The sequence below is a fragment of the Flavobacterium sp. RSB2_4_14 genome, from assembly GCF_051547085.1.
Lineage (GTDB): Bacteria > Bacteroidota > Bacteroidia > Flavobacteriales > Flavobacteriaceae > Flavobacterium.
Window position 1 is genome coordinate 763,164 of the sequence record NZ_JBPTTL010000001.1, and the last position, 24,344, is coordinate 787,507.

The following is a 24,344-nucleotide window of genomic DNA, read 5'->3' on the forward strand; positions in this document are numbered from 1 at the left end:
TAAGGTGAAAACCTTACTTTTGTGCGTTTAAAAGAAACTGACAATTAAATATGGAAATCGTAATTAAATTATCTCAATTTTTATTGAGTTTATCAATACTTATTATACTTCATGAATTGGGGCATTTTATTCCCGCCAAAATATTCAAAACTAGAGTAGAAAAATTCTATTTGTTTTTTGACATCAAATATTCCTTACTGAAAAAGAAAATCGGCGAAACCGAATATGGTATTGGTTGGTTACCATTGGGCGGTTATGTAAAAATATCGGGAATGATAGACGAGAGCATGGACAAGGAGCAAATGGCCTTGCCGGCACAACCTTGGGAATTTCGTTCTAAGCCAACTTGGCAACGATTAATTATTATGCTTGGTGGAGTTACGGTAAATTTCATTTTGGCCTTTATTATTTATATTGGCATGTCCTATGTTTACGGGGATTATTACATCAAAAACGAGAATATTAAAGACGGAATATGGGTAACCAATCCTGTGGTTGAAAAAGCAGGTTTAAAAACAGGCGATAAACTGGTTTCTATTGATGGTAAAAAAGTAGAGCGTTTTGTTCCTGCCATAAGCGGTGAAGTATTAACGGCCAAAAAAATAGCTGTTATTAGAAACGGTCAACAAGAGACCATTACATTACCCGATAATTTTATTGGTAATTTTATAGATGCTGATAAGAAAAATGTTTTGGGATTAAGAATGCCATTTGTTGTGGGAGCTTTAGCAGACGATTCTCCCAATAAAGAACAACTAAAAGCCAAAGACATTTTAGTTTCTATAGAAGGAAAACCGATGCGATATATTGATGAGGTTACTGCTTTTTTAGAAGTGAACAAAGGCAAGAAAGCTACAGCGGTTGTCCTTCGAAATAATGAAGAAAAAGAAGTTACGCTTACAGTAAACAACGAAGGAAAGTTAGGCGTTGGTTTAGGTGCTTTAAAAGAAGATAACTTAGAGAAACTGGGTTATTATAAATTCAGTAAAGAGAGTTATGGTTTCTTCGAATCTTTTCCAATTGGAATTCAAAAAGGATTTGATCAGTTATCGGGATATTGGAAACAATTAAAAGCGATTTTTAATCCAAATACTGGAGCCTATAAAGGAGTGGGTGGTTTTGCTGCGATTTACAATGTTTTCCCAGACAGTTGGAGTTGGGAAGTGTTTTGGAACATCACCGCTTTGTTATCTATTATGCTTGGGGTGATGAATTTATTGCCTATTCCTGCTTTAGACGGTGGACACGTGATGTTTTTATTATATGAAATGATTTCTGGTAAAAAGCCAAGCGATAAATTTTTGGAAAGAGCTCAGATGGTTGGATTTGTTTTACTTATCTCACTGTTGCTGTTTGCCAATGGGAATGATATTTACAAAGCAATTGTAGGGAAGTAATTTTTTTTAAAATTTTATTCGATTTTATTTGCAAAAAATAAAATTCCCTCTATCTTTGCAACCGCTTAAAAGATACAATATCTTCCTCCTTAGCTCAGTTGGTTAGAGCATCTGACTGTTAATCAGAGGGTCCTTGGTTCGAGCCCAAGAGGGGGAGCAAAAAGAAAACCTGATACGAAAGTGTCAGGTTTTTTTATTTTCACACACCTTTTATCACATACGTCACAATGCCCCAAATAATCAACTCATTGTCTTCGGTGATTTTTATGGGTTGGAAAGCATTGTTTTCGGGTAATAGGTATACGCCGTCTTTTTTGATAGCAATGCGTTTTACGGTAAATTCCCCATCAATACAACACACGGCAATTTTGTTGTCTGTTGGCTCCAAGCTTCTATCAATAATCATAATATCGCCATCGTCTATACCAGCACCAATCATGGAAGTTCCCGAGGCTTTGGCATAAAAAGTAGCTTCGTGGTTTTTGACCAATACACGGTCGAGACTTATTTTGCTTTCGTCAAAATCGGCTGCGGGTGAAGGAAAACCTGCTTTTATTCCACTTGGAAAATAGGGTAGTTCGCGTGTGTTTTCGACATCGGGAATATAAAAAGTGAGGTTGTTTTTTACTGACATTTGATTTCGAGTAAGTGTTTGAAATTGGTTGTATATCTAGGTGATAAATGGTTCTGTTTCATTTTCCAAGTTTTTTGTAAGTCTTGGTTGCCCAATCGTATTTTGCGTTCGCCTGTTTTTTTAAAATGATCATCAATCACTTGCATCAGTTTCAAATGCTTTGGGTTTTCTTCTTCAAACAGCTGAAATTGTTTTTGGTTTTCCGGAATAATTTGGGTGACGATTACACCTGCTTTTTTATAGATTTCGCCTTCTTCAAACATCGATTTTAGCATTTTTACTGCCAAGCCACTTATTGTTATAGAAGAATTACTCGCAAACGGAAGCGTTTCCATTTTATAAAAATTATAGCGTTGTGTAGCTACTTTGTATTTGTCTTTTCGCAAATAAACTATTACACCATAGCAACAAGATTTTTGTTTGCGAAGTTTTTCGGAACAAACAGTGGCAAAGGTGGAAACGCGTTCCGTCATTTCGGAAAGTGTGGTTATATTTCCATTAAAACTTCGGGTAACGGCAATGTTTTTCTTGTCTTTGGGTTCTTCTATTTCCAACACTGATTTCCCTTCCAATTCATATTTTAATCGCAATCCCACAACACCCATCGTTGTCTTGATAAACGCTTCGTTATGTGGTAAGGTAAAATCATAAGCCGTATGGATATTTTTGTCTTTCATTTTTTTGGTCAACTGGAAACCAATACCCCAAACATCTTCAATCTTAGTCCATTTTAGTGCTTTGATTCGTTTCTCTTCACTATCGATTATATATACTCCTTCTGTTCGTTCTTGGTACTTCTTAGCGATTTTATTGGCTACTTTGGATAAGGCTTTCGTTTCTGCAAAACCCACGCAAATAGGAATGCCAAGCCATTTTTGCACGCGACGTTTCATCTGCAGTCCATAATCGTGATAATCATTGATTTTCATTCCATTAAAATTCAAGAATGCCTCGTCAATGCTATACACTTCCACATTGGGCGTGAAACCTTCTAAAATCTTCATCACCCTATTGCTCAAATCGCCATACAAAGCATAATTGGATGAGAAAACATGAATGTTTTTTTGCTTTAATTCTTCTCGAATTTTAAATTCGGGTGCGCCCATGGTGATGCCTAAATCTTTGGCTTCATAACTACGCGAAATGACACAACCATCGTTATTGGATAAAATAACAATGGGTTTTCCATTCAACTGTGGTTGAAAAACACGTTCGCAGGAAGCGTAAAAATTATTGCAATCGACTAAAGCATACATGGCATAAAATTACACAATAGTCTATAATTTATTGAGTAACAAAAGTTAATTTTAGGGATTGTTGATAACAAAAAAACCACCCCGATTTTATTGGGATGGTTTCTGTATGTCTAGACAAATAATTTTTTAACTCAATAAATTGGTCACAAATGATGGATAAATTCCCATCAAGATGTTTAACAAAATAGCAACAACCGCTACGAAGTAATACACAAATGGGACTGCCTGTTTCTCTTCCGAAGCTTCTTTGGTGTACATCGCCAAAATCAATTTGAAATAATAACCAACACTAATGATAGAATTGATAACCCCAACAATCACTAAAAATAAAAATCCTGCTTTGATTGCTTGACTGAACAACATAAACTTGGCAAAGAAACCTGCAAAAATTGGAATTCCCGCCATAGATAATAATGATGCTGTTAATATAGCCGCCATCAATGGATTGGTTTTTCCTAAACCATTGAAGTTACTGGTGTCTTCGTTGTTTTTGTTACGGGTTACATAAATGATTACCGCAAAGGAAGCAATACCTGCCAAGGCATAAGCAGCAGTGTAATATAAAAGTGTGCTAGCAGCAGCCGACAAACTTAAAAGCGCCATCAACATAAATCCGGCATGAGATATTCCTGAGAACGCCAACATACGTTTCACATTCTCTTGACGTAACGCCATTATATTTCCAATAGTCATGGAAAGGATAGAAACTACTACAATTACCATTTCAAATGTTGGCATCAAGACTGATGTCATTCCACTTAGTAATTTATATAAAGAAGCCATAGCGACTACTTTTGCTAACGTACTCATCGTTGCCGTTGTCATTGTTGGAGCACCTTCATAAACATCTGGAGCCCAAAAATGAAAAGGCGCAGCAGCAATTTTGAATAACATTCCAATAGACATTAATGTAATACCGATTGGAAACCAAATTGGAATTCCAGCACCAGAAGATAAATCTTTGATTTCGGCAATGTCAAAATAACCAGTAGCACCATATATTAAACAAATTCCAAACAATAGAATTCCAGAAGCAAATGAACCTAATAAGAAATATTTCATTCCGGCTTCATTGCTTTTAACATCTAATCTTCTACTAGCAGCTAAGATGTATAATGAAATAGATAACACTTCAATTCCAAGAAAGAACATGGATAAGTTTCCGAAAGAAACCATAGCCACTGCTCCAACTAAAAGGAATATTTTGATAGCAATAAAATCGGATAACTTTGTTTGATGCTCTTTATAGAAATCGCCACTCAAGGCCACCAAAAAAATAGTCAAAACGATGAACAAGCTAGAGAACGCTACCGAAAATTTATCTACTACAATCATGTTGTTGTAGTAAGCAGCAGGTGAATTGAATTCGGAAACCGTAAGGCCAAGAATGGCTAATAAACCAAGTATCGCAACCGGAACTAACAGCTTTCTTAAATTAAAGATTTCAGCGATAAGGCAAAAAACACCTAAACCTGATATGGCAATTAATGTATTCATTGGTAGGACTTAGTTATTAATAGTTGTTAAAATTTCTTTTAAACTTGGTGTTACCAAATCCACAATTGGTTTTGGATACAATCCGAAGAATAATAAAAAGGCAATTATAATGATGAATGTAATGGCTTCATTAGTGGTAACGTCTGCAAAAACTTTAGTATTTGTTTCGCCTAACATTACATTTTGGAACATTTTTAACATGTAATAGGCTCCTAAAATAATAGTGGTTCCGCCTAAAACAGCAAACCAAAGATTGACTTGGCTCAAACTGTATAAAACAGTAAACTCTCCCACAAAATTGAATGTTCCAGGCAAAGCTACAGAAGCTAATACCAAAATCATAAACATGGATGTAAATCTTGGCGTTTGAGTTCTTATTCCACCCATATCGGCAATAGTGTTAGTAGCATATCTTCTTGAAATGATTTCAGCAGCAAAGAACAATCCAACGATTACAAAACCGTGAGCAATCATTTGTGAAACTGCACCACTCAATCCGTCAAGCGTTAAAGTGTAACAACCTGCAGCGATTAAACCAACGTGTGCTAAGGATGAATAAGCTAATAATTTCTTTAAATCTTTTTGGCGTAAAGCCACGATTGAACCATAAATTACTCCAGCAATACTTAATCCGATTAATACCGGCATGTAAGTTTTAGCTGCGCTTGGTGCGATAGGCAATTGCCAACGGATAACACTGTACAATCCCATTTTTAGCATAATACCTGATAGAAGCATGGTTCCAACAGTTGGTGCTTTTTGGTACACTTTTGCTTGCCAAGTATGAAAAGGAATGATTGGAATTTTAATTGCGTAAGCCAAGAAGAAGGCAAAGAAAATCCAGCATTCTTCATTTGCAGTTAAGTCTAATTTGTATAAGTCTTCTAAAAGGAAGCTTCCAGCTTTTGAGTATAAATAAGCAAAAGCGATAAGCATGAAAAGTGAACCTCCAAGGGTGTAGATGAAGAATTTCAAAACCGCTTTTTTACGTTCTTCTGCATCGCCGTTACCCCAAATTAAAGCAATAAAGTAAATTGGAATTAAAGCCAATTCCCAGAAAATATAATATAATAATCCATCAGCGGCTAGGAAAGTTCCTGTCATGGCAAAGGCCATGAATAAAACTAAAGCATAGAAATTTTTACTGTTAGCAAAACTATTTCCAAATGAAGAAAAAATAATTAACGGCGTTAAAGCTGTGGTCAATAAAACCATCACCATCGATAATCCGTCAGCTTTAAAAGCTAAGGCTACTTTTGGATTGTCAATCCAATTCCCCATGAAGCTGATGTCTGTTCCTTGATTTAATAGGTTCAATAAATATAATGACAAACCTAAAGCACCTAAACTGAATAGCAACGCTACTTTGGAAGCTAATTTATCTCCTGCAATAAACGTGGCAATAGAACCAACGAGAAGTAATAATAATATAGTAGTTACATCCATTATGTAAAAATTATTGTGGAATATGAGTTATGAATAAATAGGTAATGATGGCGCAAACTCCGATGACAAAGGCAAAAAGGTATAAACCGATATTCCCGTTTTGTAATTTCTTTCCTTGTGTTCCCAATCCGTTTGCGGCTGTTCCCAAACTGAAAACAACTTTACCTAAAGCCGGTTCTAAAGTTGTTCGGAAGAAATTAGCCAAACTGTTGATAGGTTTTACAATTAGGAAAGTATAAAATTCGTCCACATAATATTTATTGTATATCGTTTTGTTAAATCCAACGATTTCTGAGTCTCCTTTTGGCACAAAAGCTTGTTTGATATATTTGGCATTCGCCCAAATAATACCAATAATAGCTCCTGCTAAAGCAATTCCCATTAGCATATATTCTTGAGTTCCTAAATGGTGTGCTTCGTGCTTTCCTGATAAAATTGGTTCCATGAAATGATTCAACCACATACTTCCAGGCAAATTGATTGCTCCACCAATAAATGCTAAAATGGCTAAAATTACTAATGGAATAGTAATTAAACTTGGACTTTCGTGTAAGTGATGTTTTTGCTCTTCTGTTCCTCTAAAATCTCTGAAGAAAGTTAAATACATCAATCGAAACATATAAAAAGCGGTCATGATAGAAGCTATCGAAGCGACTGCCCATAAAACTTTATTATGTTCAAATGCCACCATTAAAATCTCGTCTTTTGACCAAAATCCTGCAAAAGGAAATATTCCAGCAATTGCTAAAGTAGAAATCATCATGGTCCAGAAAGTGATAGGCATTGCTTTGCGTAAACCACCCATTTTTCGCATATCTTGTTCTCCATGCAATCCGTGAATTACGGAACCCGAACCTAAGAACAAACACGCTTTGAAGAAAGCATGTGTAATTACGTGGAATACCGCTACAGTGTATGCGCCAAGTCCTAAGGCCAAGAACATTAGGCCTAATTGAGAAACGGTAGAGTAGGCCAATACTTTTTTAATATCGTTTTGTAGTAAACCAATTGATGCCGCAACTAGTGCAGTAATTGCACCAACTATAGCAATAATATTTTGAACATCTGGTGTTATATCAAACAAGAAGTTCATTCGTGTAATCATAAAAATACCAGCGGTAACCATAGTCGCAGCGTGAATTAATGCCGAAACAGGAGTTGGTCCAGCCATCGCGTCAGGTAACCAAGTGTATAAAGGTAATTGTGCCGATTTTCCGGTTGCTCCAATAAACATACATAAAGCAGCTACGCCAAGCATAACTGTATTTTCATTTCCAGAAGAAACGGCTGTTTTTAATTCGGTGAAGTTTAAGGTAGAAAATAAAGCGGCTATAATAAACATTCCGATTAAGAAACCTAAATCTCCAATTCTGTTCATGATAAACGCTTTCTTCGCCGCATCGTTATACTCTTGATTTTTATACCAAAATCCGATTAACAAATACGAGCACAATCCAACGCCTTCCCAACCGATGAACATGACTACTAAGTTGCTTCCTATTACTAGCGTAATCATAAAGAAAACGAACAAGTTCAAATAGGCAAAAAATTTATGCATATTCTCGTCATCATGCATATAGCTGATGGAATAAAGGTGAATTAACGAACCAATTCCGGTAACAAATAGCAACCAAATCAAAGACAACTGGTCTAACAAAATCCCAAAATCTAATTTGAGATTACTAACCTGTATCCAATCAAAAAGTGTTATTTCAATAGGTTTTCCATTTTGATTTAACTGTGCAAAAAAGCAAATGCTTAATAGAAAAGATAGAAAAACGGTCAATGTTCCAATTGCACCAGAAATTCCTTTACTTACTTTTTTCCCAAGGAAAATATTGAAAAGAAATCCAACAAATGGAGATAGTAATAATAGTAAAGCCAAGTTTGTATCCATTTTCAATTATCCTTTTAAATTCTTTAAATTATCAATATCAATGGAACCTAAGTTTCGGAAAACAGAAACTAGAATTGCCAATCCTACCGCAACTTCCGCTGCAGCAACAGCCATCGAGAAAAATACGAATACTTGACCTTCGGCATCTTGATGATAGGTTGAAAAAGCCACAAATAATAAGTTTACGGCATTCAACATAATTTCAATTGACATGAATACGATGATAGCATTTCGACGATACAACACGCCAAAAACACCAATACAGAAAAGCAGTACCGAAAGGAAAATGTAGTTTTCTATTCCTATTTCATTTAAAATATTGTTCATTATTTCTTCTCCGTTTTTTCTTTTTTAGACAATAAAACCACTCCAATCATAGCGACTAACAATAGAATAGAAGCAAATTCAAATGGTACCATATATTCGTTCAATAATACAGTTCCCAATTTTTTGATAGATTGAAAATCTTCACCAGTGGTATCATATTCACCCATAATGGTTTTTGAATTGATGAAAATCGTTACCAAAATAATTGTAGTTAAAATAAATACAACAATAGCTCCAAGTCTTGTAATTCGTGGCTTGTGTACTTCATCTTCCTTATTTAAATTCATCAACATGATAGTAAAAAGGAATAGCACCATGATGGCACCCGAATACACTATAATATGAACCATAGCCAAAAACTGCGCGTTGAAAAGCAAGTAATGACCAGAGATGGAAAAGAAACAAAGGACTAAATAAATCGCACTATGAATTGGGTTTTTACTGTAAATCGTCAAAAAAGCCGTTGCCAAAGTTATGGCAGCTAGAAAATAGAATGTAATTAATATTGGCGACATTAGTTAACGTTTTTAAGTTGAGCGTTTTTCATAGCCATATCTAAAGGCATAACCAATTTATCTTTTCCAAAAATGAAATCTTCACGATCATAATTCGCAGGTACTAATTCCTTTGAAATAGTTAAGTAAATGGCATCTTTTGGACAAGCTTCTTCACATAAACCACAAAAAATACAACGCAGCATATTGATTTCGTAAATAGAAGCATATTTTTCTTCACGATACAAATGTTCTTCGCCTTTTTTTCTTTCCTCAGCTTTCATAGTAATGGCTTCTGCTGGACATGATAAGGCACATAAACCACAAGCCGTACAGTTTTCGCGACCTAGCTCATCGCGCTTCAGCATATGTTGTCCACGATAAACGGGACTAAATTCTCTTACTTGCTCGGGATATTGTATGGTTGCCTTTTTTCTAAAAAAGTGTTTAATGGTAATCAATAAACCTTTCACGATGGCAATAAGGTACATTCTTTCAAAAAAAGTCATTTCCTTATTGGAAACCTGCTTCTTTTTACCTGATAATGATATACTTTGTATCGGTGCGGACATAATTTCTTTTGTTATTTAAAAGCTAAAATGCAAATTCCTGTTACTATAATATTAAAGATTGAAAGCGGAATTAAAATTTTCCAACCTAAATTCATTAATTGGTCGTATCTGAAACGTGGTATTGTCCATCTAATCCACATAAAGAAGAATATGACGGAACACAGTTTGGCAAATAAAGCACCAATTCCTATTATATTAGCAATGTTAACGCCCCAATTTTCAACTGCCCAACCCATTCCTGGATAATTGTATCCACCAAAGAATAAAACAGCAATAATGGTAGAGGAAATAAACATATTAGCATATTCTGCAAATAAATAAAATCCCATTTTCATGGATGAATATTCGGTATGGTAACCTCCAATTAATTCTGATTCACATTCTGCTAAATCGAACGGAGTTCTATTAGCTTCTGCAAAAGCACAAATCAAAAATATTAAAAAAGATAATGGCTGATAAAAAACATTCCAATGAAAACCATATTGTTGCACCGAAATTTCTTTTAAACTTAAGGTTCCAGTCATCATCAACAAGGCAATCATCGATAATCCCATGGCAATTTCATAAGAAACCATTTGCGAAGCGGCACGAACAGCACCCATTAAGGAGAACTTATTGTTTGATGCCCAACCGCCAATCATTATCCCATAAACTCCAATAGAAACTACTGCAAAAATATAAAGCAAAGCACTGTCAGTATCTGTTGCTTGAAGTTTAATTGTCCTTCCAAAAATTTCTAATTTGTCGCCCCAAGGAATTACAGCACTTGTCATTAAAGCTGCACTCATAGCGATGGCTGGTCCTAAAAAGAATAAGAATTTATTTTTGGTATTAGGTTCAAATTCCTCCTTGGCAAATAATTTCATTCCATCGGCAAGTGGTTGTAATAATCCACCCCAACCTGCACGATTTGGTCCAACTCTGTCTTGGAGAAAAGCCGCTACTTTTCGTTCTGCCCAAGTAGAATACATTGCCATTAACATTGTTACGGCAAAAACAACCACAATCAAAACGCTCTTTTCTATAATAAAAGCACTATCCATTTAGCTTAGAATTTACTGGGTTACCGTCAATTTTTTCGTTGTAATCTATTTCGGCCATACTGATTTTTTTACGATCAATATCTCTACCTTGAAGAATTCCTTTTTCAGTATTGATAACCACAGTATCTCTTTTACCATAGTATTTCCCTTGATTAATAACAGAATCTTTTTCAAATTTTCTTGGGCCTTCAATTACCCAATCTGAAACTTCTTTTTTGTCAAAACGACACGTATTACAAATAAATTCTTCTACTTCGTGATACTCATCTTTGCGAGCAGTTACTCTTTGAATTTCGTCACCAAACATCCAAACGGTAGTTTTTCCGCAACATTTGTCACAATCTCTGTGAGCATTAAACGGTTTATTAAACCAAACTCTTGATTTAAAACGGAATGTTTTATCGGTTAAAGCTCCTACTGGACAAACATCAATCATGTTTCCTGAGAATTCATTGTCGATGGCTGCCGAAATACATGTTGAAATTTGCGAATGATCTCCACGATTTAGTACACCGTGAACTCTTTTGTCCGTCAATTGATCGGCCACTTCCACACAACGTTGACAAACAATACAACGATTCATGTGCAATTGAATTTTGTCGCCAATATCTTCTGGCTCAAAAGTTCTTTTTTCTTCTATGAAACGTTGTTGCAATTTTCCGTGTTCAAAACTTAAATTTTGCAAATCACATTCGCCAGCTTGGTCACAAACAGGACAATCCAACGGATGATTGATTAAAAGGAATTCTGTTACGGCTTTTCTGGCTTCAAAAACTCTGTCCGAACCTTTGCTGGCAACTTCCATTCCATCTTGACAACCTGTTACACATGATGCTACCAATTTTGGCATTGGTCTTGGATCAGCTTCGCTACCTTTGGTAACATCCACTAAACAGCAGCGGCATTTTCCGCCTGTTCCTTCTAGTTTAGAATAATAACACATGGCTGGCGGAACAGATTCTCCACCAATCATTCGCGCAGCTTGTAGGATTGTTGTTCCTGGAGCTACTTCAATTTCTTGACCGTCTATGGTTACTTTCATATTTATATTTTTAGAAAGATCTCTTTTTTAATTTTTAAAATGTTCGTTATATAAGCTAACAAGCTCTTGGAACTGATTTAATTTATAATCTTCTGAATTCATCCACTTATTGTATAACTCAGGATAATCCTTTATTAGTTCTCCAAATTTTTTTCTTGTGCCAAATCCGGCAATTTTATAAAGCTTCTCATCTTTTAATATTACACCGTTAGAAAACTCATTACCATACGATGTAAAATATATTTTGTACAAAGATAATTTACCAGTTATTAGCTCATGATAAAACTGATCATCATCTTCTTTCAGGCTTACAAATTTTAAATCACAATCCTTGGTGCCTTTAATGAAAAAGGATTTTAGTTGTGAAGGTTTGAAAGCCATTTCCTCACCTTTATTAGTCAATATTTTAACTTTTTTACAAACTGTTGATGGGTAAGGTATTTTTTCATCACTAGAATGGGTTCCGATATAATACTTACAATGTATAGTGTCATTTGTATTGGTTACTACATATCCGTCAAACTTCTGAGCTTGTGCAAATAAGGTAAATAACAATATTGTTGACAATAACTTCATTTATACAGTCTGCTTTGCTATTAAATGCTTCACTTTTTCAAATGGCTCATTCACAAAGTGATCTCTATTTTTTATTTTTTCAGGGAAACGAATATGATATTCAAATTCATCTCTGAAGTGACGAATTGCAGCTGCCACTGGCCATGAAGCGGCATCACCTAATGGACAAATTGTGTTTCCTTCAATTTTTGATTGAATGCTCCACAACAAATCAATATCTTCTTCTCTTCCTTGTCCGTTTTCTATTCTCCACAATACTTTTTCTAACCAACCTGTTCCTTCTCGACATGGAGTACATTGTCCACAACTTTCATGGTGATAGAAACGCGCAAAATTCCATGTATTGCGAACGATACAAGCTCTGTCGTCATACACGATAAATCCACCTGAACCTAACATAGAACCGGTTGCAAATCCGCCATCAGATAAACTTTCGTAAGTCATCAAACGGTCTTCACCTGCAGCAGTTTTGTAAATTAAATTAGCTGGTAAAATTGGCACCGAACTTCCTCCAGGAACTAATGCTTTTAATGGTCTATCTGTTTGCATTCCGCCACAATATTCATCAGAATTCATAAATTCATATACTGAAACGCCTAATTCAATTTCGTAAACGCCTTGGTTTTTGATGTTACCGGAAGCCGAAATTAATTTGGTTCCTGTTGAACGACCAATTCCAATTCCTGCATAATCTGCACCTGAATTGTTTACAATCCATGGCACAGCCGCAATCGTTTCCACATTGTTTACTACGGTTGGATTTTGCCAAAGTCCTTTCACAGCAGGAAATGGTGGTTTCAATCTTGGATTACCACGTTTTCCTTCTAAACTTTCGATAAGTGCCGTTTCTTCTCCACAGATATAAGCTCCGCCACCAATTTGAACGTATAATTCCAAATCGTAACCTGAGCCTAATATATTTTTGCCCAACCAACCGGCAGCTTTCGCTTCGGCGATGGCTCTTTCTAAAATTTTGTAAACCCACATGTATTCTCCACGAATGTAGATATAGGATAGGTTGGCACCCAAAGCATAACTCGACGTAATCATTCCTTCTATTAATAAGTGAGGAATGTATTCCATTAAGTAACGGTCTTTGAAAGTTCCCGGTTCCGACTCATCGGCGTTGCATACCAAGTGTCTTGGATTGCCCGATTTTTTGTCGATAAAACTCCATTTCATTCCGGCAGGGAAACCTGCACCTCCACGACCACGTAATCCTGAAGTTTTTACTTCTTCAACCACTTCATCTGGGGTCATTTTTTTTAGGGCTTTTTCTACCGAAGCATAACCGCCTTCACGACGATAAACTTCATAGGTTTTGATACCCGGAACGTTGATTTTGTCTAATAATATTTTTCTTCCCATGATATTATTTATCGTGTAAAGTGATTTTTCCGTCTTTGCAATCAGCGATAAGCTGATCTACTTTTTCTTTTGTCAAATGCTCTTGATAGAAATCACCTAACTGCATCATTGGCGCATAACCACAAGCGCCTAAACATTCTACGCCACGAACTTCAAAAAGTCCGTCGGCTGTTGGTTCACCTACTTTTACACCAAGTTTAGAACAGGTGTAATCCATCAAATCCTCTACGCCGTTTTGACAACAAGCTGCGGTTTGACAAAATTCGAACATGTATTTCCCAATTGGTCTTTGGTTGAACATGGTATAAAAAGTAACTACTTCATACACTTCAATTGGTAAAATTTCTAGAATTTCGGCTACTTTGTTTTGTAATTCAATACTCAACCAGTCGTTGTGAGCATCTTGAACTTCGTGTAGAACAGGCAATAAAGCCGATTTCTTTTTATCTGCTGGATAATGACTGATTAACTCATTGATGCGAGCCATCAACGGTTCAGTAATGTTTATCTCTTGTTTGATGTGTGATCTTTCCATAATTATTAAGCGTCTAATTCGCCGGCAATTACATTTAAACTTGATAATATTACAATAGCATCTGAAAGCATGGCACCTTTTATCATTTCTGGATAAGCTTGGTAATAAATAAAACAAGGTCTTCTGAAATGCAAACGGTATGGTGTTCTACTACCGTCAGTAACTAAATAAAATCCTAATTCTCCATTTCCACCTTCTACTGCATGATAAATTTCGGCAACTGGAACTGGAACTTCGCCCATCACAATTTTAAAGTGATAAATCAAGCTTTCCATGTTATTATAAACGTCTTCTTTTGGAGGTAAATAATAATCGGGAACATCAGCATGAATTGGACCTTCTGGTAATTTTGCTAATGCTTGACGGATAATACTTAAACTTTCCCAAACTTCGGCATTACGAACGCAAAAACGGTCATAAGTATCACCTGATTTTCCAACTGGAACGATAAAATCAAAATCTTCATAGGAAGAATAAGGTTGGGCAACACGAACATCATAATCAATTCCTGCTGCACGAAGATTCGGACCTGTAAAACCATAAGCCATAGCATTTTCAGCGGATATTGGGCCTACATTTACGGTTCTATCAATAAAAATTCTGTTTCTTTCAAAAAGGTTTTCAAATTCTTTCCAAGCAACTGGAAATTCTTCTAGGAAAGTGTTTAGCAGTTCAAATGCTTTTGGAGACCATTCTCTTTCGAAACCACCAATTCTTCCCATGTTTGTTGTTAAACGAGCACCACAAATTTCTTCATAGATTTCGTAAACTTTTTCTCTGAATTGGAATACGTAAAGGAAACCTGTGTAAGCACCAGTGTCAACTCCTAATATTGAATTACAGATTAAATGGTCTGTTATACGAGCTAATTCCATAACGATAACTCTTAAATATTGAGCTCGTTTAGGCACTTCAATTTCTAATAATTTTTCAACAGTCATCCACCAAGCCATGTTGTTTATAGGAGAAGAACAGTAGTTCATTCTGTCTGTTAAAACATTTACTTGATAGAAAGGTCTGTTTTCTGCTATTTTTTCGAAAGCACGATGAATATATCCTATTGTTGGTTCGGCATCTAAGATTCTTTCTCCGTCCATTAGCAAGATATTTTGAAAAATACCGTGTGTTGCTGGATGTGTTGGACCAAGATTTAATATTGAAAGTTCGCTACCGTCCTCGTTGCGCGTTTGTTCAATAATTTTGGCATATCGATGCTCTGGTAATAATAATAAGTCTGACATTTTATAATGTTGAATTATTGATGTTTATAACTTTTGTGCCGTTCTTCCAAAGAAACGATCGTCTTTATCGGTTCTTCCACTGTCTTCCATTGGAAATTCTTTTCGCATTGGGTGAGACACCATTTCGTCCATATTTAAAATTCTTTTCAATTGTGGATGTCCTATGAAATTTATTCCATAAAAATCCCAAGTCTCTCTTTCCATCCAATTAGAAGTTAGAAATAAATCTGTGATGGTATTCACTTCAGGTTTTTCACCTACTAAATAAGTGGTTATTCTGATTCTGACATTTTCAACCCAATTGTGCATGTGGTATACGACTGCATATTGGTGATTTTCATCATTGTCTGGATAATGAATGCCACATAAATCAGTTAGAAAATGGAAGTTAAATTCTTCGTCCACTTTCAAAGTTCTAATGACTTCGTGAATGGCATCTGGAGTAGCTTCAAAAGAAAAAACATCTCTACTCATCCCAAAATTCAGTACTTTATTACCAAATTTTTGAGTTAATTTTTCTTGTATAATTGCTGTTTCTAAAGCCATATTATAGATTATATGAAGCTAATAATTCTTTATATTCTGGAGAATTTCTTCTGCGGACAGATTCGTTTTTCACCAATTCTTGTAATCGCATAACGCCGTCAACAATTTGCTCAGGTCTTGGAGGACAACCAGGAACATAAACATCAACAGGTATAACTTTGTCAATTCCTTGTAAAACAGAATAAGTATCAAAAACACCTCCAGATGAAGCACATGCGCCGACAGCAATTACCCATCTAGGTTCAGACATTTGTTCGTAAACTTGACGTAAAATTGGCGCCATTTTTTTTGAAATTGTTCCCATTACCATTAACATATCTGCTTGACGTGGAGAAAAACTCACTCTTTCTGAACCGAAGCGAGCTAAATCATAGTGAGATGCCATTGTAGCCATAAATTCAATTCCGCAACAAGAAGTTGCGAAAGGCAAAGGCCAAAGTGAATTAGCACGTGCCAATCCAACTACGTCATTTAATTTAGTGGCAAAAAAACCTTCACCAACAACTCCTTCTGGTGGAGCAACCATATTTGTTTTTGTTTCACTCATAGCAATTGTTTTTTATTCCCATTCTAGTGCTTTCTTCTTAATAATATAGAAGAAACCAACTAAAAGTAACATCATAAAAATAACCATCTTAATCATTCCTTCAAATCCTAGAGCTTTAAAATTAATCGCCCAAGGATAAAGGAAAATTACTTCCACATCAAAAAGCACAAATAGGATAGCCACTAAGAAATACTTAACCGAAAAAGGTATTCTTGCATTTCCGACAGATTCTATACCACATTCGAAGTTTTTATCTTTGCTGGCCGAGTGTCTTTTTGGTCCTAAAAAGCTTGATCCAATGATAGTTAACACAACAAAGCCCACGGCTAAACCAGCTTGCATAAGTATCGGTAAATAATCTAATTGATTAGACTGCATAATGCTGAAAATTAAGAGTAATATAAATAGGCACAAATATACATCGCATTATTTAATTCGCAAAAATCAAACGCTAAACGTTTGTTATTTACTTCTTAAAAAAGATTATTTAAAATAATTCTAAATAATAAAATATAAACATAAAAAAACGTCCCGATAAATCGAGACGTTTAGTTAATCTAGGTAATCAAAAAATAATATATATTAGTCTTCGATAGCTACTACTTGAGCTGCTACTTTACCTTTTCTACCTTCTTCTTCTTCGTAAGATACTTTGTCTCCTTCTGCTAAATTTTCAGTTTTAACTCCGGTAGCATGTACGAAAATGTCTTTTCCAGTTTCATCATCTGTGATAAAACCATAACCTTTAGACTCGTTGAAAAATTTTACTGTTCCTGTGCGCATTTTATAATATAAAAATAATTAATAATGGTCAAAGATATACTTATTTCTGACATGGCAAACAAAAATCATTTAAATAATTAAAATTATAATCAGAAATTAAGATTATAAATAAATGATTTTCAAGACAATATTTGAATTATTGTAAAAATAAATACAAAAAAGGACATTATTTATGAACTTTTAAATAATTGCTTTCTGTTAAAATGCGAATATGATATTTATGGCAACAAATCCAATTTGATATGCAATTCTTGCAATTGTGCCTCATCAATTAGTGACGGTGCATCAATCATTACATCTCTTCCGGAGTTGTTTTTTGGGAAAGCAATAAAATCACGTATCGTTTCTTGACCACCAAGAATGGCTACTAATCTGTCTAATCCAAAGGCTAAGCCGCCATGTGGTGGCGCACCAAATTGGAACGCATTCATTAAGAAACCGAATTGATCTTGCGCTTGTTCTGGAGAAAAACCTAGTAAAGTAAACATTCGACTTTGTAAATCTCTATCATGAATACGAATAGAACCACCGCCAATTTCGTTTCCGTTCAATACCATATCATAAGCATTCGCTCGAACTCTCCCTGGATCAGTGTCTATTAGTTTCATGTCTTCGGGTTTTGGAGAGGTAAAAGGATGGTGCATAGCATGATAACGACCACTTTCCTCATCCCATTCTAGTAATGGGAAATCTACAACCCATAGTGGCGCAAATTCTTCGGGTTTTCTTAAACCTAATCTTGTAGCAACTTCCATGCGTAAAGCCGAAAGTTGAGTTCTAGTTTTATCAGCATTTCCAGAAAGCACTAAAATCAAATCGCCAGGTTTTGCATTGGTGATTTCGCTCCATTTTTTCAAATCTTCTTGATCATAGAATTTATCTACTGATGATTTGAATGTTCCATCTTCTTCACATTTTACATAAACCATTCCTGAAGCTCCAACTTGTGGACGTTTTACCCAATCAATTAGGGCATCGATTTCTTTTCTTGTATAAGAAGCACAACCTGGAGCAGCAATTCCAACCACTAATTCTGCAGCATTAAAAACCGGAAAATCTTTGTGTTGGGCAACAGAATTTAACTCACCAAATTTCATTTCAAAACGAATGTCTGGTTTGTCATTTCCGTAGGTTTTCATGGCGTAATCATAGGTAATTCTTGGGAATTCTGCAACATCAACACCTTTTATTTCTTTGAGTAAGTGACGAGTTAAACCTTCGAAAACATTTAGAATATCTTCTTGTTCCACAAATGCCATTTCACAATCGATTTGTGTAAACTCTGGTTGTCTGTCAGCACGTAAATCTTCGTCCCGGAAACATTTCACGATTTGAAAATATTTATCCATACCGCCAACCATCAATAATTGTTTAAACGTTTGTGGTGATTGTGGCAATGCATAAAACTGTCCTTCATTCATGCGGCTTGGCACTACGAAATCTCTTGCGCCTTCTGGAGTTGATTTAATTAAATAAGGAGTTTCTACTTCACAGAAGTCTAAATCAGATAAATATTTACGTACTTCCATAGCTACTTTGTGACGGAAAAGTAACGAGTTTTTTACTGGATTTCTACGAATATCTAGGTAACGGTATTTCATTCTAATGTCTTCACCGCCATCGGTTTCATCTTCAATAGTAAAAGGAGGCGTTAAAGCAGCATTTAAAATATTAAATTCGGAAACTAAAATTTCAACATCGCCAGTTGACATATTTGCGTTTTTTGACTCACGCTCAATAACAGTTCCTTTTACTTGAATTACAAATTCTCTTCCGAGAGATTTTGCTTTTTCGAAAACGGTTTTTTCAGTGCGTTGTTCGTCAAAAATCAATTGCGTTACTCCGTAACGGTCGCGCAAATCAACCCAAACCATAAATCCTTTGTCTCTTGATTTTTGAACCCAACCAGCAAGTGTTACTTCCTTATTAATATGTGTGGCGTTTAATTCGCCACAATTATGACTTCTATACATTAGAATAATTTTTTTGCAAAAGTAAAAAAATTAAAACCAATAATATGCGTTAAAATTGAAATCAAGTTATTGAATTTATAATTTGTAAATAAGAAAAAAGTATATTTGACTTCGAAAAAAATTTAAAAATATAATTATGAAAAAATTATTTAGTTTTCTATTCATGTTGGCGTTCTCAACGGTTGTCATTTCTCAGGAAAGCATGACTTTTCAGGCTGATATAACTAATAAAAATGGCGATGTAATTTACATCAAACAAGGAAACACTACTCTTCAGGAAATAAAAGTGGATAGCAAAGGCGTTTTTAAAGCCACTTTTCCAGTTAAAGAAGGAATGTATCAATTATTTGACGGTGTGGAATATGGTCGATTATTTTTAAAAAATGGTTATGATTTAAAAATGACCATGGATGCATCGGCATTTGATGAAACCATTAAATTCAAAGGCAAAGGCGCAAAAGAAAATAATTATATGGCGGAAGCTGCTTTGCTTGAAGAAAAATTCAACTATGAAAATTTGTTAGCCGCCGAAGAAGAGGTATTTAAAAAAGGCGTTGAAGAAAAAAAGAAAGCTGATTTCGAAAGATTGGATAAAGCAGAACTTGACCCAGTTTTTGTTTCAACCTACAAAAAAGAGTTAGAAATGAATTTTGTTGGATTGCAACAGTATTACACGAAAATTGCTGCCAATAGAAAACTAAACAGTTCCAAAGCGCCTACTTTTGATTATGAAAATCATAAAGGAGGAAAGACTTCTCTTGAAAGTATGAAAGGGAAATATGTTTATATTGATGTTTGGGCAACTTGGTGTGGACCGTGTAGAGCTGAAATCCCTTTTTTGAAAGCAGCGGAAGAAAAATATCACGGGAAAAATATTGAATTTGTGAGTATCTCTGTAGATGTAGATAAAGATCATGAAAAATGGAAAACATTTGTAACCGACAAGGCGTTAGGAGGAACTCAATTATATGCTGATAAAAATTGGAACTCCGATTTTATTACCGCTTTTGGAATAAATTCTATTCCGCGATTTATATTATTAGATCCTAATGGAATTATAGTTGATGCCGATGCAAAACGTCCATCCAACCCAAAACTATTAGAACAACTAGACAGTTTATTGAAGTAAATACGCTTTAAACTTACTTTTAAAACCATGCTTCGGCGTGGTTTTTTTATTTTCAAATGTTAAATTTTATTCAATGTTACCAAATTGTTAAGAAAAAGTTTTTTTAATGTAAAATAAAATGTATCTTTGTTAAGTAATAATAAACAAATAAACCTACGATTATGAGAAAGATAGTATTTTTAGGAGCGTTTTTGATATCAGGATTTGCATTTGCCCAAACTGCTAAACCTGTTTTAGAACAAGAAGGAAAATTAGTGAAAGCTACATATTACCACGAAAACGGTAAAATTCAGCAACAAGGATATTTTAAAGATGGTAAATTAGAAGGACAATGGATTGCGTTTGATGAAAACGGAAATAAATCGTCAATGGCTGAATATACTAATGGTCAAAAAACCGGAAAATGGTTTTTTTGGAATAATACCTCTTTAAGCGAAGTTGATTATTCAGATAGCAGAGTCGCTACAGTAAAAAGCTGGAAACAAGATGCTATTGTAAATAGAAATTAATAGTTAATTCTAATTCATAAAAAAAGGAACTCAATTTTGAGTTCCTTTTTTATTTTAACTTAACCAGTATTAAGATTTTGTTTTTATACCAGCTACTTTATAGGTAGCTCCATCACCAGTAGTCTCTACCGCTTCAATAAGTTTTTCTGAGGTTAATACAGAAGCATCAAAAGATACAGTTGCCTCTTTTTTATCAAAATCAACGACCGCTTTTTGAACACCATCCATTTTTGATAATTTGGTTTCAATAGTTTTAGCACAACCCATAGCACAAGTCATTCCTTCTATTTTGAAACTAGCTGTTTCTGGTTTGACCGCAACAGCATTTGTTTTTTGTTCTTGAGCTGAAGTTTCTTTTAAATTTTTAGGAAGAGGTTTACTTGCGCTATCTTTACAACTTAATAGTAAAGAAGAGGCGAAGGCAAGTGTTAGTAAAGATTTGGTAAAATTCATAATTATATTTTTTAAAGTTATTTTGACCTTCAAATTAAAGTACAAAAGTATTGAAAAATTAAACTGTTGATTCTTAAAATTTTTACAAAATTTAAAAAATAATATACTAATGGTATCAAAGCAATTAAAATGGATAATACTGATTGTTCTTGCCCTGATTTGGGGTAGTTCTTTCATATTAATAAAGAAAGGATTAGTAGCGCTAAATCCATTTGAGTTGGGATCATTGCGCATTATTTTTTGTGCATTATTTCTTTTAATCATAGGATTTAAAAGTTTAGCAACAATTCCTCAGGGCAAATGGAAATATATAGCGTTAACTTCCTTATTTGGCACTTTTATTCCAGCATACCTTTTTGCCATTGCTCAAACACAAATTAATAGTTCGGTCAGTTCTATATTAAATTCTTTGACACCTTTAAATACCTTAATTCTTGGTGCATTGGTTTTTGGATTGGATTTTAAGCGAACTCAGATATTTGGTGTTATTGTTGGATTATCAGGCACTATTTTACTGATTTTTAATGGAGCGATGAATCATCCCAATCAGAATTATTATACCATTTTGATCATAATAGCATCCATTTGTTATGCGATGAATGTAAACTTTATAAAGAAATATTTATCAGATATAAAACCACTTTCTATTACCACTGGTAATTTTTTGGTGATGTTGTTTCCTGCGTTGCTTATTTTATTTTTTACAGATTTCTTTGCTATAATCCATCTCGAGAGCGTTACTCATGCCATGCTATTTGTAGCCGTTTTAGGAATTGTTGGCACTGGAATTGCCAATATTCTTTTTTATAAATTGATACAAATTTCCTCACCAGTTTTTGCTACATCGGTAACTTATTTAATTCCTGTAGTTGCTTTTTTTTGGGGATTGTTAGATAGTGAAATGTTAACTCCAGTACAATTTTTAGGAGCATTTATTATACTTATTGGTGTTTACCTTTCGAGCAAAAAATAAAAAAGACCACTATTTCTAGTGATCTTTTTATAAAATTTATTTTAGGATTTACTATTGAAAATCAGCATCAGAAACTCCTTCGTTGATTTTTACTTCAGACATTTTAATGTCCAATTCAAAACCTACATTCATGATTTGGTTGAAAGGAAGTTTCACTCCTTTTACATCTCTATAATCATTGAAGCTTGTAACTCTTGTCATTTTTTGTCCACCTTGTTCTTCGGTAGTTGACTCTGCTATTTTTAGACCAGTTTTTACATCAAAGTAATAAATAGTATCCCCGTCAACAACAGCATAAGCATCGCTTCCATTCATTGGTTCAATTCCAGAAATAGTAACTCCTGGTTTTGTAGCTAATGAAGTTTCACTAAACAAAACAGCACTTTCTTTCACTTTTGCCAATTCTTTACCTTCCAAAACTTTTTTCTGACCTTGTTGCATCATGTATCCAGTGTTTCCGTTTACCACTTGCTTCATTAATGAACCCATGCCTGCCATTGAAAGTTCAACGGCCAATCTTCCTTTTGAATCTACTTTTGATGTATAGGATAAAGGTGCTGGTGCTTGTGGAATAGTTGTTGAACCAACCATAGAAACCGATTTAACTGTTTTAATTGCTTTGTCTCCACCAATTGCAGCTACATAATTATCAATAACTGTTTTTACAGTAACTCCAGCAGGAACTGGTTTTTTCATCACAGGTTTTTCTGTAGGATTACCAAATTTATCAAAGTATGATATTGGTATTTTTCTACTTTCTAATCCTGAAAGCACTTCCGAACCTTTTCCAACAACTAGAATTCTTAAATTATCAGCTAAGAAATATTTATTTGCCACTCTCATAACATCATCCGGAGTAACAGCATTGATATTTTTGATGTAGTTTTCATAAAAATCTGCTGGTAATCCTTCGGTTTGAATGTTTAAAGCATAACGAGCTACAGTAGCAGGTTTTTCAACTTGCATAACAAAACGACCAATATAACCTGCTTTTACGTTATTTAAAATTTCTTCAGAAACTTTTTCTGTTCTGATTTTTTTCAATTCTTTCAAAGCTTCTACAACAGCGCTATCAGTAACAGCGTTTCTCACCTGAGTATTTGCTCTAAATTCGCTATAAAGGTTTTTGTCAAAACCAACACTTGAACGTGCGCCATATGTCCAGCCGTGAGCTTCTCTTAGGTTCATGTTCAAATAACTGTTGAAATCACCACCATATACTTGGTTTGCCAAGATAACTGGGAAATAATCAGGGTCAGATACCTTTAAATTTACAGTATTCAAAAGAGTAATTTCTGATTGAACCGCATTGGGCATGTCCACAAAATTAATTTGTGTAGATGCAACATTAACAGGATTTGGATAGGTCAATTTTGGCGCTGAAGCTTTCGCCCATTTTCCAAATAGTTTTTCTACCATTTTCTTAACCTCTTTAGTCTTAACATCACCTACAATAACCAAATAGGCATTTTCAGGCACAAAATAGGTTTTGTAATTATTTTTAATGTCTTCAAGGGTAACATTATTGATTGTTTCCTCTGATAAGTATTCTCCAGATGGGTGATTTTTGCCAAAAGCCAACACTTTTTCAACTCTACCAGCCACTGCGGTAACGCTTTTTTCTTGGGTCTTTAAACCTTCGATTAATTTTTCTCTTTCTTTGTCAAATTCTTCTTGAGTGAAGTTTGGCATTAAGGCACCTTCAGCCATTAATTCCATAACTCTTTTTGCATGTTTAGATAAACCACTTGCTGATGCACCAGAAGAATAGAAGTTGATATTTGCTCCAAGAAAATCTACTTCTTCATTGAAAGCATCTTTAGTTGTTTTTGTAGATCCGTTTCCAATTAAACTGCTCGTTAAATCATCAACACCTTTTTTGTTACCTTCAGCATAGGGCATATTGTCTAAAGTTAGACTGTATGCTACTCTTGGTAATTTATGGTTTTCAACAACTAGAACTTTTAACCCATTTGGCAAGGAGAAAGTTTCTGGTTTTTTGATGTTTATTTTAGGTGCAGGACCAGGTTTTGGTTGCGTTCTGTCTTGTGCTTGCATAGTTAAAGTTAAAAACAAGCTTGATAATACTATAATTGATTTTTTCAT

Annotated in this window: 25 protein-coding genes and 1 tRNA gene; 5 read left to right on the forward strand and 21 right to left on the reverse strand. The window is 34.7% G+C overall.

Annotation, left to right across the window (positions count from 1 at the left end; all coding sequences use genetic code 11):
* Nucleotides 1-50: 50 nt before the first annotated feature.
* Both rseP and ACSVH2_RS03475 read left to right on the forward strand, forming a co-directional pair.
* Nucleotides 51-1,397, forward strand: a complete 1,347-nt coding sequence (gene rseP / locus ACSVH2_RS03470; protein WP_438091765.1) for an RIP metalloprotease RseP — start codon at nucleotides 51-53, stop codon at nucleotides 1,395-1,397.
* An 83-nt stretch (nucleotides 1,398-1,480) separates the two neighbouring features.
* Nucleotides 1,481-1,554 (forward strand) — tRNA-Asn (locus tag ACSVH2_RS03475).
* 42 nt (nucleotides 1,555-1,596) lie between these two features.
* Here the strand turns inward: ACSVH2_RS03475 and ACSVH2_RS03480 are convergent.
* From ACSVH2_RS03480 to aspS, 19 genes are all read right to left on the reverse strand, one after another.
* Nucleotides 1,597-2,031 (reverse strand): LexA family protein, encoded by a 435-nt coding sequence (locus ACSVH2_RS03480; protein ID WP_438091766.1) that lies wholly within the window; start codon nucleotides 2,029-2,031, stop codon nucleotides 1,597-1,599.
* The gene (locus ACSVH2_RS03485) at nucleotides 2,022-3,287 is read right to left on the reverse strand and encodes a Y-family DNA polymerase (protein ID WP_438091767.1); all 1,266 of its coding nucleotides are present in this window, start codon (nucleotides 3,285-3,287) and stop codon (nucleotides 2,022-2,024) included. The genes ACSVH2_RS03480 and ACSVH2_RS03485 overlap by 10 nt, the downstream gene beginning before the upstream one ends.
* Before the next feature lie 126 nt (nucleotides 3,288-3,413).
* On the reverse strand, nucleotides 3,414-4,784 hold the full coding sequence (locus ACSVH2_RS03490; RefSeq protein ID WP_438091768.1) for an NADH-quinone oxidoreductase subunit N: 1,371 nt from the start codon (nucleotides 4,782-4,784) through the stop codon (nucleotides 3,414-3,416).
* 9 nt (nucleotides 4,785-4,793) lie between these two features.
* Nucleotides 4,794-6,230, reverse strand: a complete 1,437-nt coding sequence (locus ACSVH2_RS03495) for a complex I subunit 4 family protein (RefSeq protein WP_438091769.1) — start codon at nucleotides 6,228-6,230, stop codon at nucleotides 4,794-4,796.
* Nucleotides 6,231-6,240: 10 nt separating this feature from the next.
* Nucleotides 6,241-8,127, reverse strand: a complete 1,887-nt coding sequence (nuoL, locus tag ACSVH2_RS03500; RefSeq protein ID WP_438091770.1) for an NADH-quinone oxidoreductase subunit L — start codon at nucleotides 8,125-8,127, stop codon at nucleotides 6,241-6,243.
* Between the two features lie 6 nt (nucleotides 8,128-8,133).
* Nucleotides 8,134-8,454 (reverse strand): NADH-quinone oxidoreductase subunit NuoK, encoded by a 321-nt coding sequence (nuoK, locus tag ACSVH2_RS03505; protein ID WP_131474937.1) that lies wholly within the window; start codon nucleotides 8,452-8,454, stop codon nucleotides 8,134-8,136.
* A complete protein-coding gene (locus tag ACSVH2_RS03510) occupies nucleotides 8,454-8,969 on the reverse strand; it encodes an NADH-quinone oxidoreductase subunit J family protein (RefSeq protein WP_438091771.1) in 516 nt (171 codons plus the stop codon). The genes nuoK and ACSVH2_RS03510 overlap by 1 nt, the downstream gene beginning before the upstream one ends.
* The gene (locus ACSVH2_RS03515) at nucleotides 8,969-9,520 is read right to left on the reverse strand and encodes a NuoI/complex I 23 kDa subunit family protein (RefSeq protein ID WP_438091772.1); all 552 of its coding nucleotides are present in this window, start codon (nucleotides 9,518-9,520) and stop codon (nucleotides 8,969-8,971) included. The genes ACSVH2_RS03510 and ACSVH2_RS03515 overlap by 1 nt, the downstream gene beginning before the upstream one ends.
* An 11-nt stretch (nucleotides 9,521-9,531) precedes the next feature.
* Nucleotides 9,532-10,563, reverse strand: coding sequence for an NADH-quinone oxidoreductase subunit NuoH (nuoH, locus tag ACSVH2_RS03520; RefSeq protein ID WP_438091773.1), 1,032 nt, complete (start codon nucleotides 10,561-10,563; stop codon nucleotides 9,532-9,534).
* On the reverse strand, nucleotides 10,556-11,605 hold the full coding sequence (locus ACSVH2_RS03525) for a 2Fe-2S iron-sulfur cluster-binding protein (RefSeq protein WP_438091774.1): 1,050 nt from the start codon (nucleotides 11,603-11,605) through the stop codon (nucleotides 10,556-10,558). The genes nuoH and ACSVH2_RS03525 overlap by 8 nt, the downstream gene beginning before the upstream one ends.
* Before the next feature lie 27 nt (nucleotides 11,606-11,632).
* On the reverse strand, nucleotides 11,633-12,172 hold the full coding sequence (locus ACSVH2_RS03530; RefSeq protein WP_438091775.1) for a hypothetical protein: 540 nt from the start codon (nucleotides 12,170-12,172) through the stop codon (nucleotides 11,633-11,635).
* A 9-nt stretch (nucleotides 12,173-12,181) separates the two neighbouring features.
* Complete coding sequence (gene nuoF, locus ACSVH2_RS03535) at nucleotides 12,182-13,549, reverse strand: NADH-quinone oxidoreductase subunit NuoF (protein ID WP_438091776.1); 1,368 nt, start codon at nucleotides 13,547-13,549, stop codon at nucleotides 12,182-12,184.
* A gap of 4 nt (nucleotides 13,550-13,553) precedes the next feature.
* Nucleotides 13,554-14,084 carry a complex I 24 kDa subunit family protein gene (locus ACSVH2_RS03540; protein ID WP_438091777.1) on the reverse strand — a complete coding sequence of 177 codons (531 nt, stop codon included), beginning with the start codon at nucleotides 14,082-14,084 and terminating at the stop codon, nucleotides 13,554-13,556.
* A gap of 5 nt (nucleotides 14,085-14,089) precedes the next feature.
* A complete protein-coding gene (locus ACSVH2_RS03545; RefSeq protein ID WP_438091778.1) occupies nucleotides 14,090-15,325 on the reverse strand; it encodes an NADH-quinone oxidoreductase subunit D in 1,236 nt (411 codons plus the stop codon).
* 24 nt (nucleotides 15,326-15,349) lie between these two features.
* Nucleotides 15,350-15,871, reverse strand: a complete 522-nt coding sequence (locus tag ACSVH2_RS03550) for an NADH-quinone oxidoreductase subunit C (protein ID WP_438091779.1) — start codon at nucleotides 15,869-15,871, stop codon at nucleotides 15,350-15,352.
* Nucleotide 15,872: 1 nt separating this feature from the next.
* The gene (locus tag ACSVH2_RS03555; RefSeq protein WP_438091780.1) at nucleotides 15,873-16,418 is read right to left on the reverse strand and encodes an NADH-quinone oxidoreductase subunit B; all 546 of its coding nucleotides are present in this window, start codon (nucleotides 16,416-16,418) and stop codon (nucleotides 15,873-15,875) included.
* A gap of 12 nt (nucleotides 16,419-16,430) precedes the next feature.
* Nucleotides 16,431-16,796 (reverse strand): NADH-quinone oxidoreductase subunit A, encoded by a 366-nt coding sequence (locus tag ACSVH2_RS03560; protein ID WP_438091781.1) that lies wholly within the window; start codon nucleotides 16,794-16,796, stop codon nucleotides 16,431-16,433.
* Nucleotides 16,797-17,000: 204 nt separating this feature from the next.
* Nucleotides 17,001-17,201, reverse strand: a complete 201-nt coding sequence (locus ACSVH2_RS03565) for a cold-shock protein (RefSeq protein ID WP_293872363.1) — start codon at nucleotides 17,199-17,201, stop codon at nucleotides 17,001-17,003.
* 218 nt (nucleotides 17,202-17,419) lie between these two features.
* Nucleotides 17,420-19,174, reverse strand: coding sequence for an aspartate--tRNA ligase (aspS, locus tag ACSVH2_RS03570; protein ID WP_438091782.1), 1,755 nt, complete (start codon nucleotides 19,172-19,174; stop codon nucleotides 17,420-17,422).
* A 136-nt stretch (nucleotides 19,175-19,310) separates the two neighbouring features.
* Here aspS and ACSVH2_RS03575 point away from each other — a divergent pair, with 136 nt between their 5' ends.
* Complete coding sequence (locus ACSVH2_RS03575; RefSeq protein WP_438091783.1) at nucleotides 19,311-20,303, forward strand: TlpA family protein disulfide reductase; 993 nt, start codon at nucleotides 19,311-19,313, stop codon at nucleotides 20,301-20,303.
* A gap of 161 nt (nucleotides 20,304-20,464) precedes the next feature.
* Nucleotides 20,465-20,812 (forward strand): toxin-antitoxin system YwqK family antitoxin, encoded by a 348-nt coding sequence (locus ACSVH2_RS03580; protein WP_438091784.1) that lies wholly within the window; start codon nucleotides 20,465-20,467, stop codon nucleotides 20,810-20,812.
* A 69-nt stretch (nucleotides 20,813-20,881) separates the two neighbouring features.
* Here the strand turns inward: ACSVH2_RS03580 and ACSVH2_RS03585 are convergent, their stop codons facing one another.
* Entirely contained in the window at nucleotides 20,882-21,265 is a 384-nt protein-coding gene (locus tag ACSVH2_RS03585; protein WP_438091785.1) for a heavy-metal-associated domain-containing protein, read from the reverse strand.
* A 109-nt stretch (nucleotides 21,266-21,374) separates the two neighbouring features.
* On the opposite strand from ACSVH2_RS03585, the gene ACSVH2_RS03590 reads away from it, so the two are divergent.
* Nucleotides 21,375-22,238, forward strand: coding sequence for a DMT family transporter (locus ACSVH2_RS03590; protein WP_438091786.1), 864 nt, complete (start codon nucleotides 21,375-21,377; stop codon nucleotides 22,236-22,238).
* 51 nt (nucleotides 22,239-22,289) lie between these two features.
* Here the strand turns inward: ACSVH2_RS03590 and ACSVH2_RS03595 are convergent, their stop codons facing one another.
* Entirely contained in the window at nucleotides 22,290-24,344 is a 2,055-nt protein-coding gene (locus ACSVH2_RS03595) for a M16 family metallopeptidase (RefSeq protein WP_438091787.1), read from the reverse strand.

Excerpts from the sequence above, each read along its gene's own strand:
- rseP (WP_438091765.1), top strand. The coding sequence starts at position 51 with ATGGAAATCGTAATTAAATTATCTCAATTTTTATTGAGTTTATCAATA.
- ACSVH2_RS03480 (WP_438091766.1), bottom strand. The coding sequence starts at position 2,031 with ATGTCAGTAAAAAACAACCTCACTTTTTATATTCCCGATGTCGAAAAC.
- ACSVH2_RS03485 (WP_438091767.1), bottom strand. The coding sequence starts at position 3,287 with ATGTATGCTTTAGTCGATTGCAATAATTTTTACGCTTCCTGCGAACGT.
- ACSVH2_RS03490 (WP_438091768.1), bottom strand. The coding sequence starts at position 4,784 with ATGAATACATTAATTGCCATATCAGGTTTAGGTGTTTTTTGCCTTATC.
- ACSVH2_RS03495 (WP_438091769.1), bottom strand. The coding sequence starts at position 6,230 with ATGGATGTAACTACTATATTATTATTACTTCTCGTTGGTTCTATTGCC.
- nuoL (WP_438091770.1), bottom strand. The coding sequence starts at position 8,127 with ATGGATACAAACTTGGCTTTACTATTATTACTATCTCCATTTGTTGGA.
- nuoK (WP_131474937.1), bottom strand. The coding sequence starts at position 8,454 with ATGAACAATATTTTAAATGAAATAGGAATAGAAAACTACATTTTCCTT.
- ACSVH2_RS03510 (WP_438091771.1), bottom strand. The coding sequence starts at position 8,969 with ATGTCGCCAATATTAATTACATTCTATTTTCTAGCTGCCATAACTTTG.
- ACSVH2_RS03515 (WP_438091772.1), bottom strand. The coding sequence starts at position 9,520 with ATGTCCGCACCGATACAAAGTATATCATTATCAGGTAAAAAGAAGCAG.
- nuoH (WP_438091773.1), bottom strand. The coding sequence starts at position 10,563 with ATGGATAGTGCTTTTATTATAGAAAAGAGCGTTTTGATTGTGGTTGTT.
- ACSVH2_RS03525 (WP_438091774.1), bottom strand. The coding sequence starts at position 11,605 with ATGAAAGTAACCATAGACGGTCAAGAAATTGAAGTAGCTCCAGGAACA.
- nuoF (WP_438091776.1), bottom strand. The coding sequence starts at position 13,549 with ATGGGAAGAAAAATATTATTAGACAAAATCAACGTTCCGGGTATCAAA.
- ACSVH2_RS03540 (WP_438091777.1), bottom strand. The coding sequence starts at position 14,084 with ATGGAAAGATCACACATCAAACAAGAGATAAACATTACTGAACCGTTG.
- ACSVH2_RS03545 (WP_438091778.1), bottom strand. The coding sequence starts at position 15,325 with ATGTCAGACTTATTATTATTACCAGAGCATCGATATGCCAAAATTATT.
- ACSVH2_RS03550 (WP_438091779.1), bottom strand. The coding sequence starts at position 15,871 with ATGGCTTTAGAAACAGCAATTATACAAGAAAAATTAACTCAAAAATTT.
- ACSVH2_RS03555 (WP_438091780.1), bottom strand. The coding sequence starts at position 16,418 with ATGAGTGAAACAAAAACAAATATGGTTGCTCCACCAGAAGGAGTTGTT.
- ACSVH2_RS03560 (WP_438091781.1), bottom strand. The coding sequence starts at position 16,796 with ATGCAGTCTAATCAATTAGATTATTTACCGATACTTATGCAAGCTGGT.
- ACSVH2_RS03565 (WP_293872363.1), bottom strand. The coding sequence starts at position 17,201 with ATGCGCACAGGAACAGTAAAATTTTTCAACGAGTCTAAAGGTTATGGT.
- aspS (WP_438091782.1), bottom strand. The coding sequence starts at position 19,174 with ATGTATAGAAGTCATAATTGTGGCGAATTAAACGCCACACATATTAAT.
- ACSVH2_RS03575 (WP_438091783.1), top strand. The coding sequence starts at position 19,311 with ATGAAAAAATTATTTAGTTTTCTATTCATGTTGGCGTTCTCAACGGTT.
- ACSVH2_RS03580 (WP_438091784.1), top strand. The coding sequence starts at position 20,465 with ATGAGAAAGATAGTATTTTTAGGAGCGTTTTTGATATCAGGATTTGCA.
- ACSVH2_RS03585 (WP_438091785.1), bottom strand. The coding sequence starts at position 21,265 with ATGAATTTTACCAAATCTTTACTAACACTTGCCTTCGCCTCTTCTTTA.
- ACSVH2_RS03590 (WP_438091786.1), top strand. The coding sequence starts at position 21,375 with ATGGTATCAAAGCAATTAAAATGGATAATACTGATTGTTCTTGCCCTG.
- ACSVH2_RS03595 (WP_438091787.1), bottom strand. The coding sequence starts at position 24,344 with ATGAAAAAATCAATTATAGTATTATCAAGCTTGTTTTTAACTTTAACT.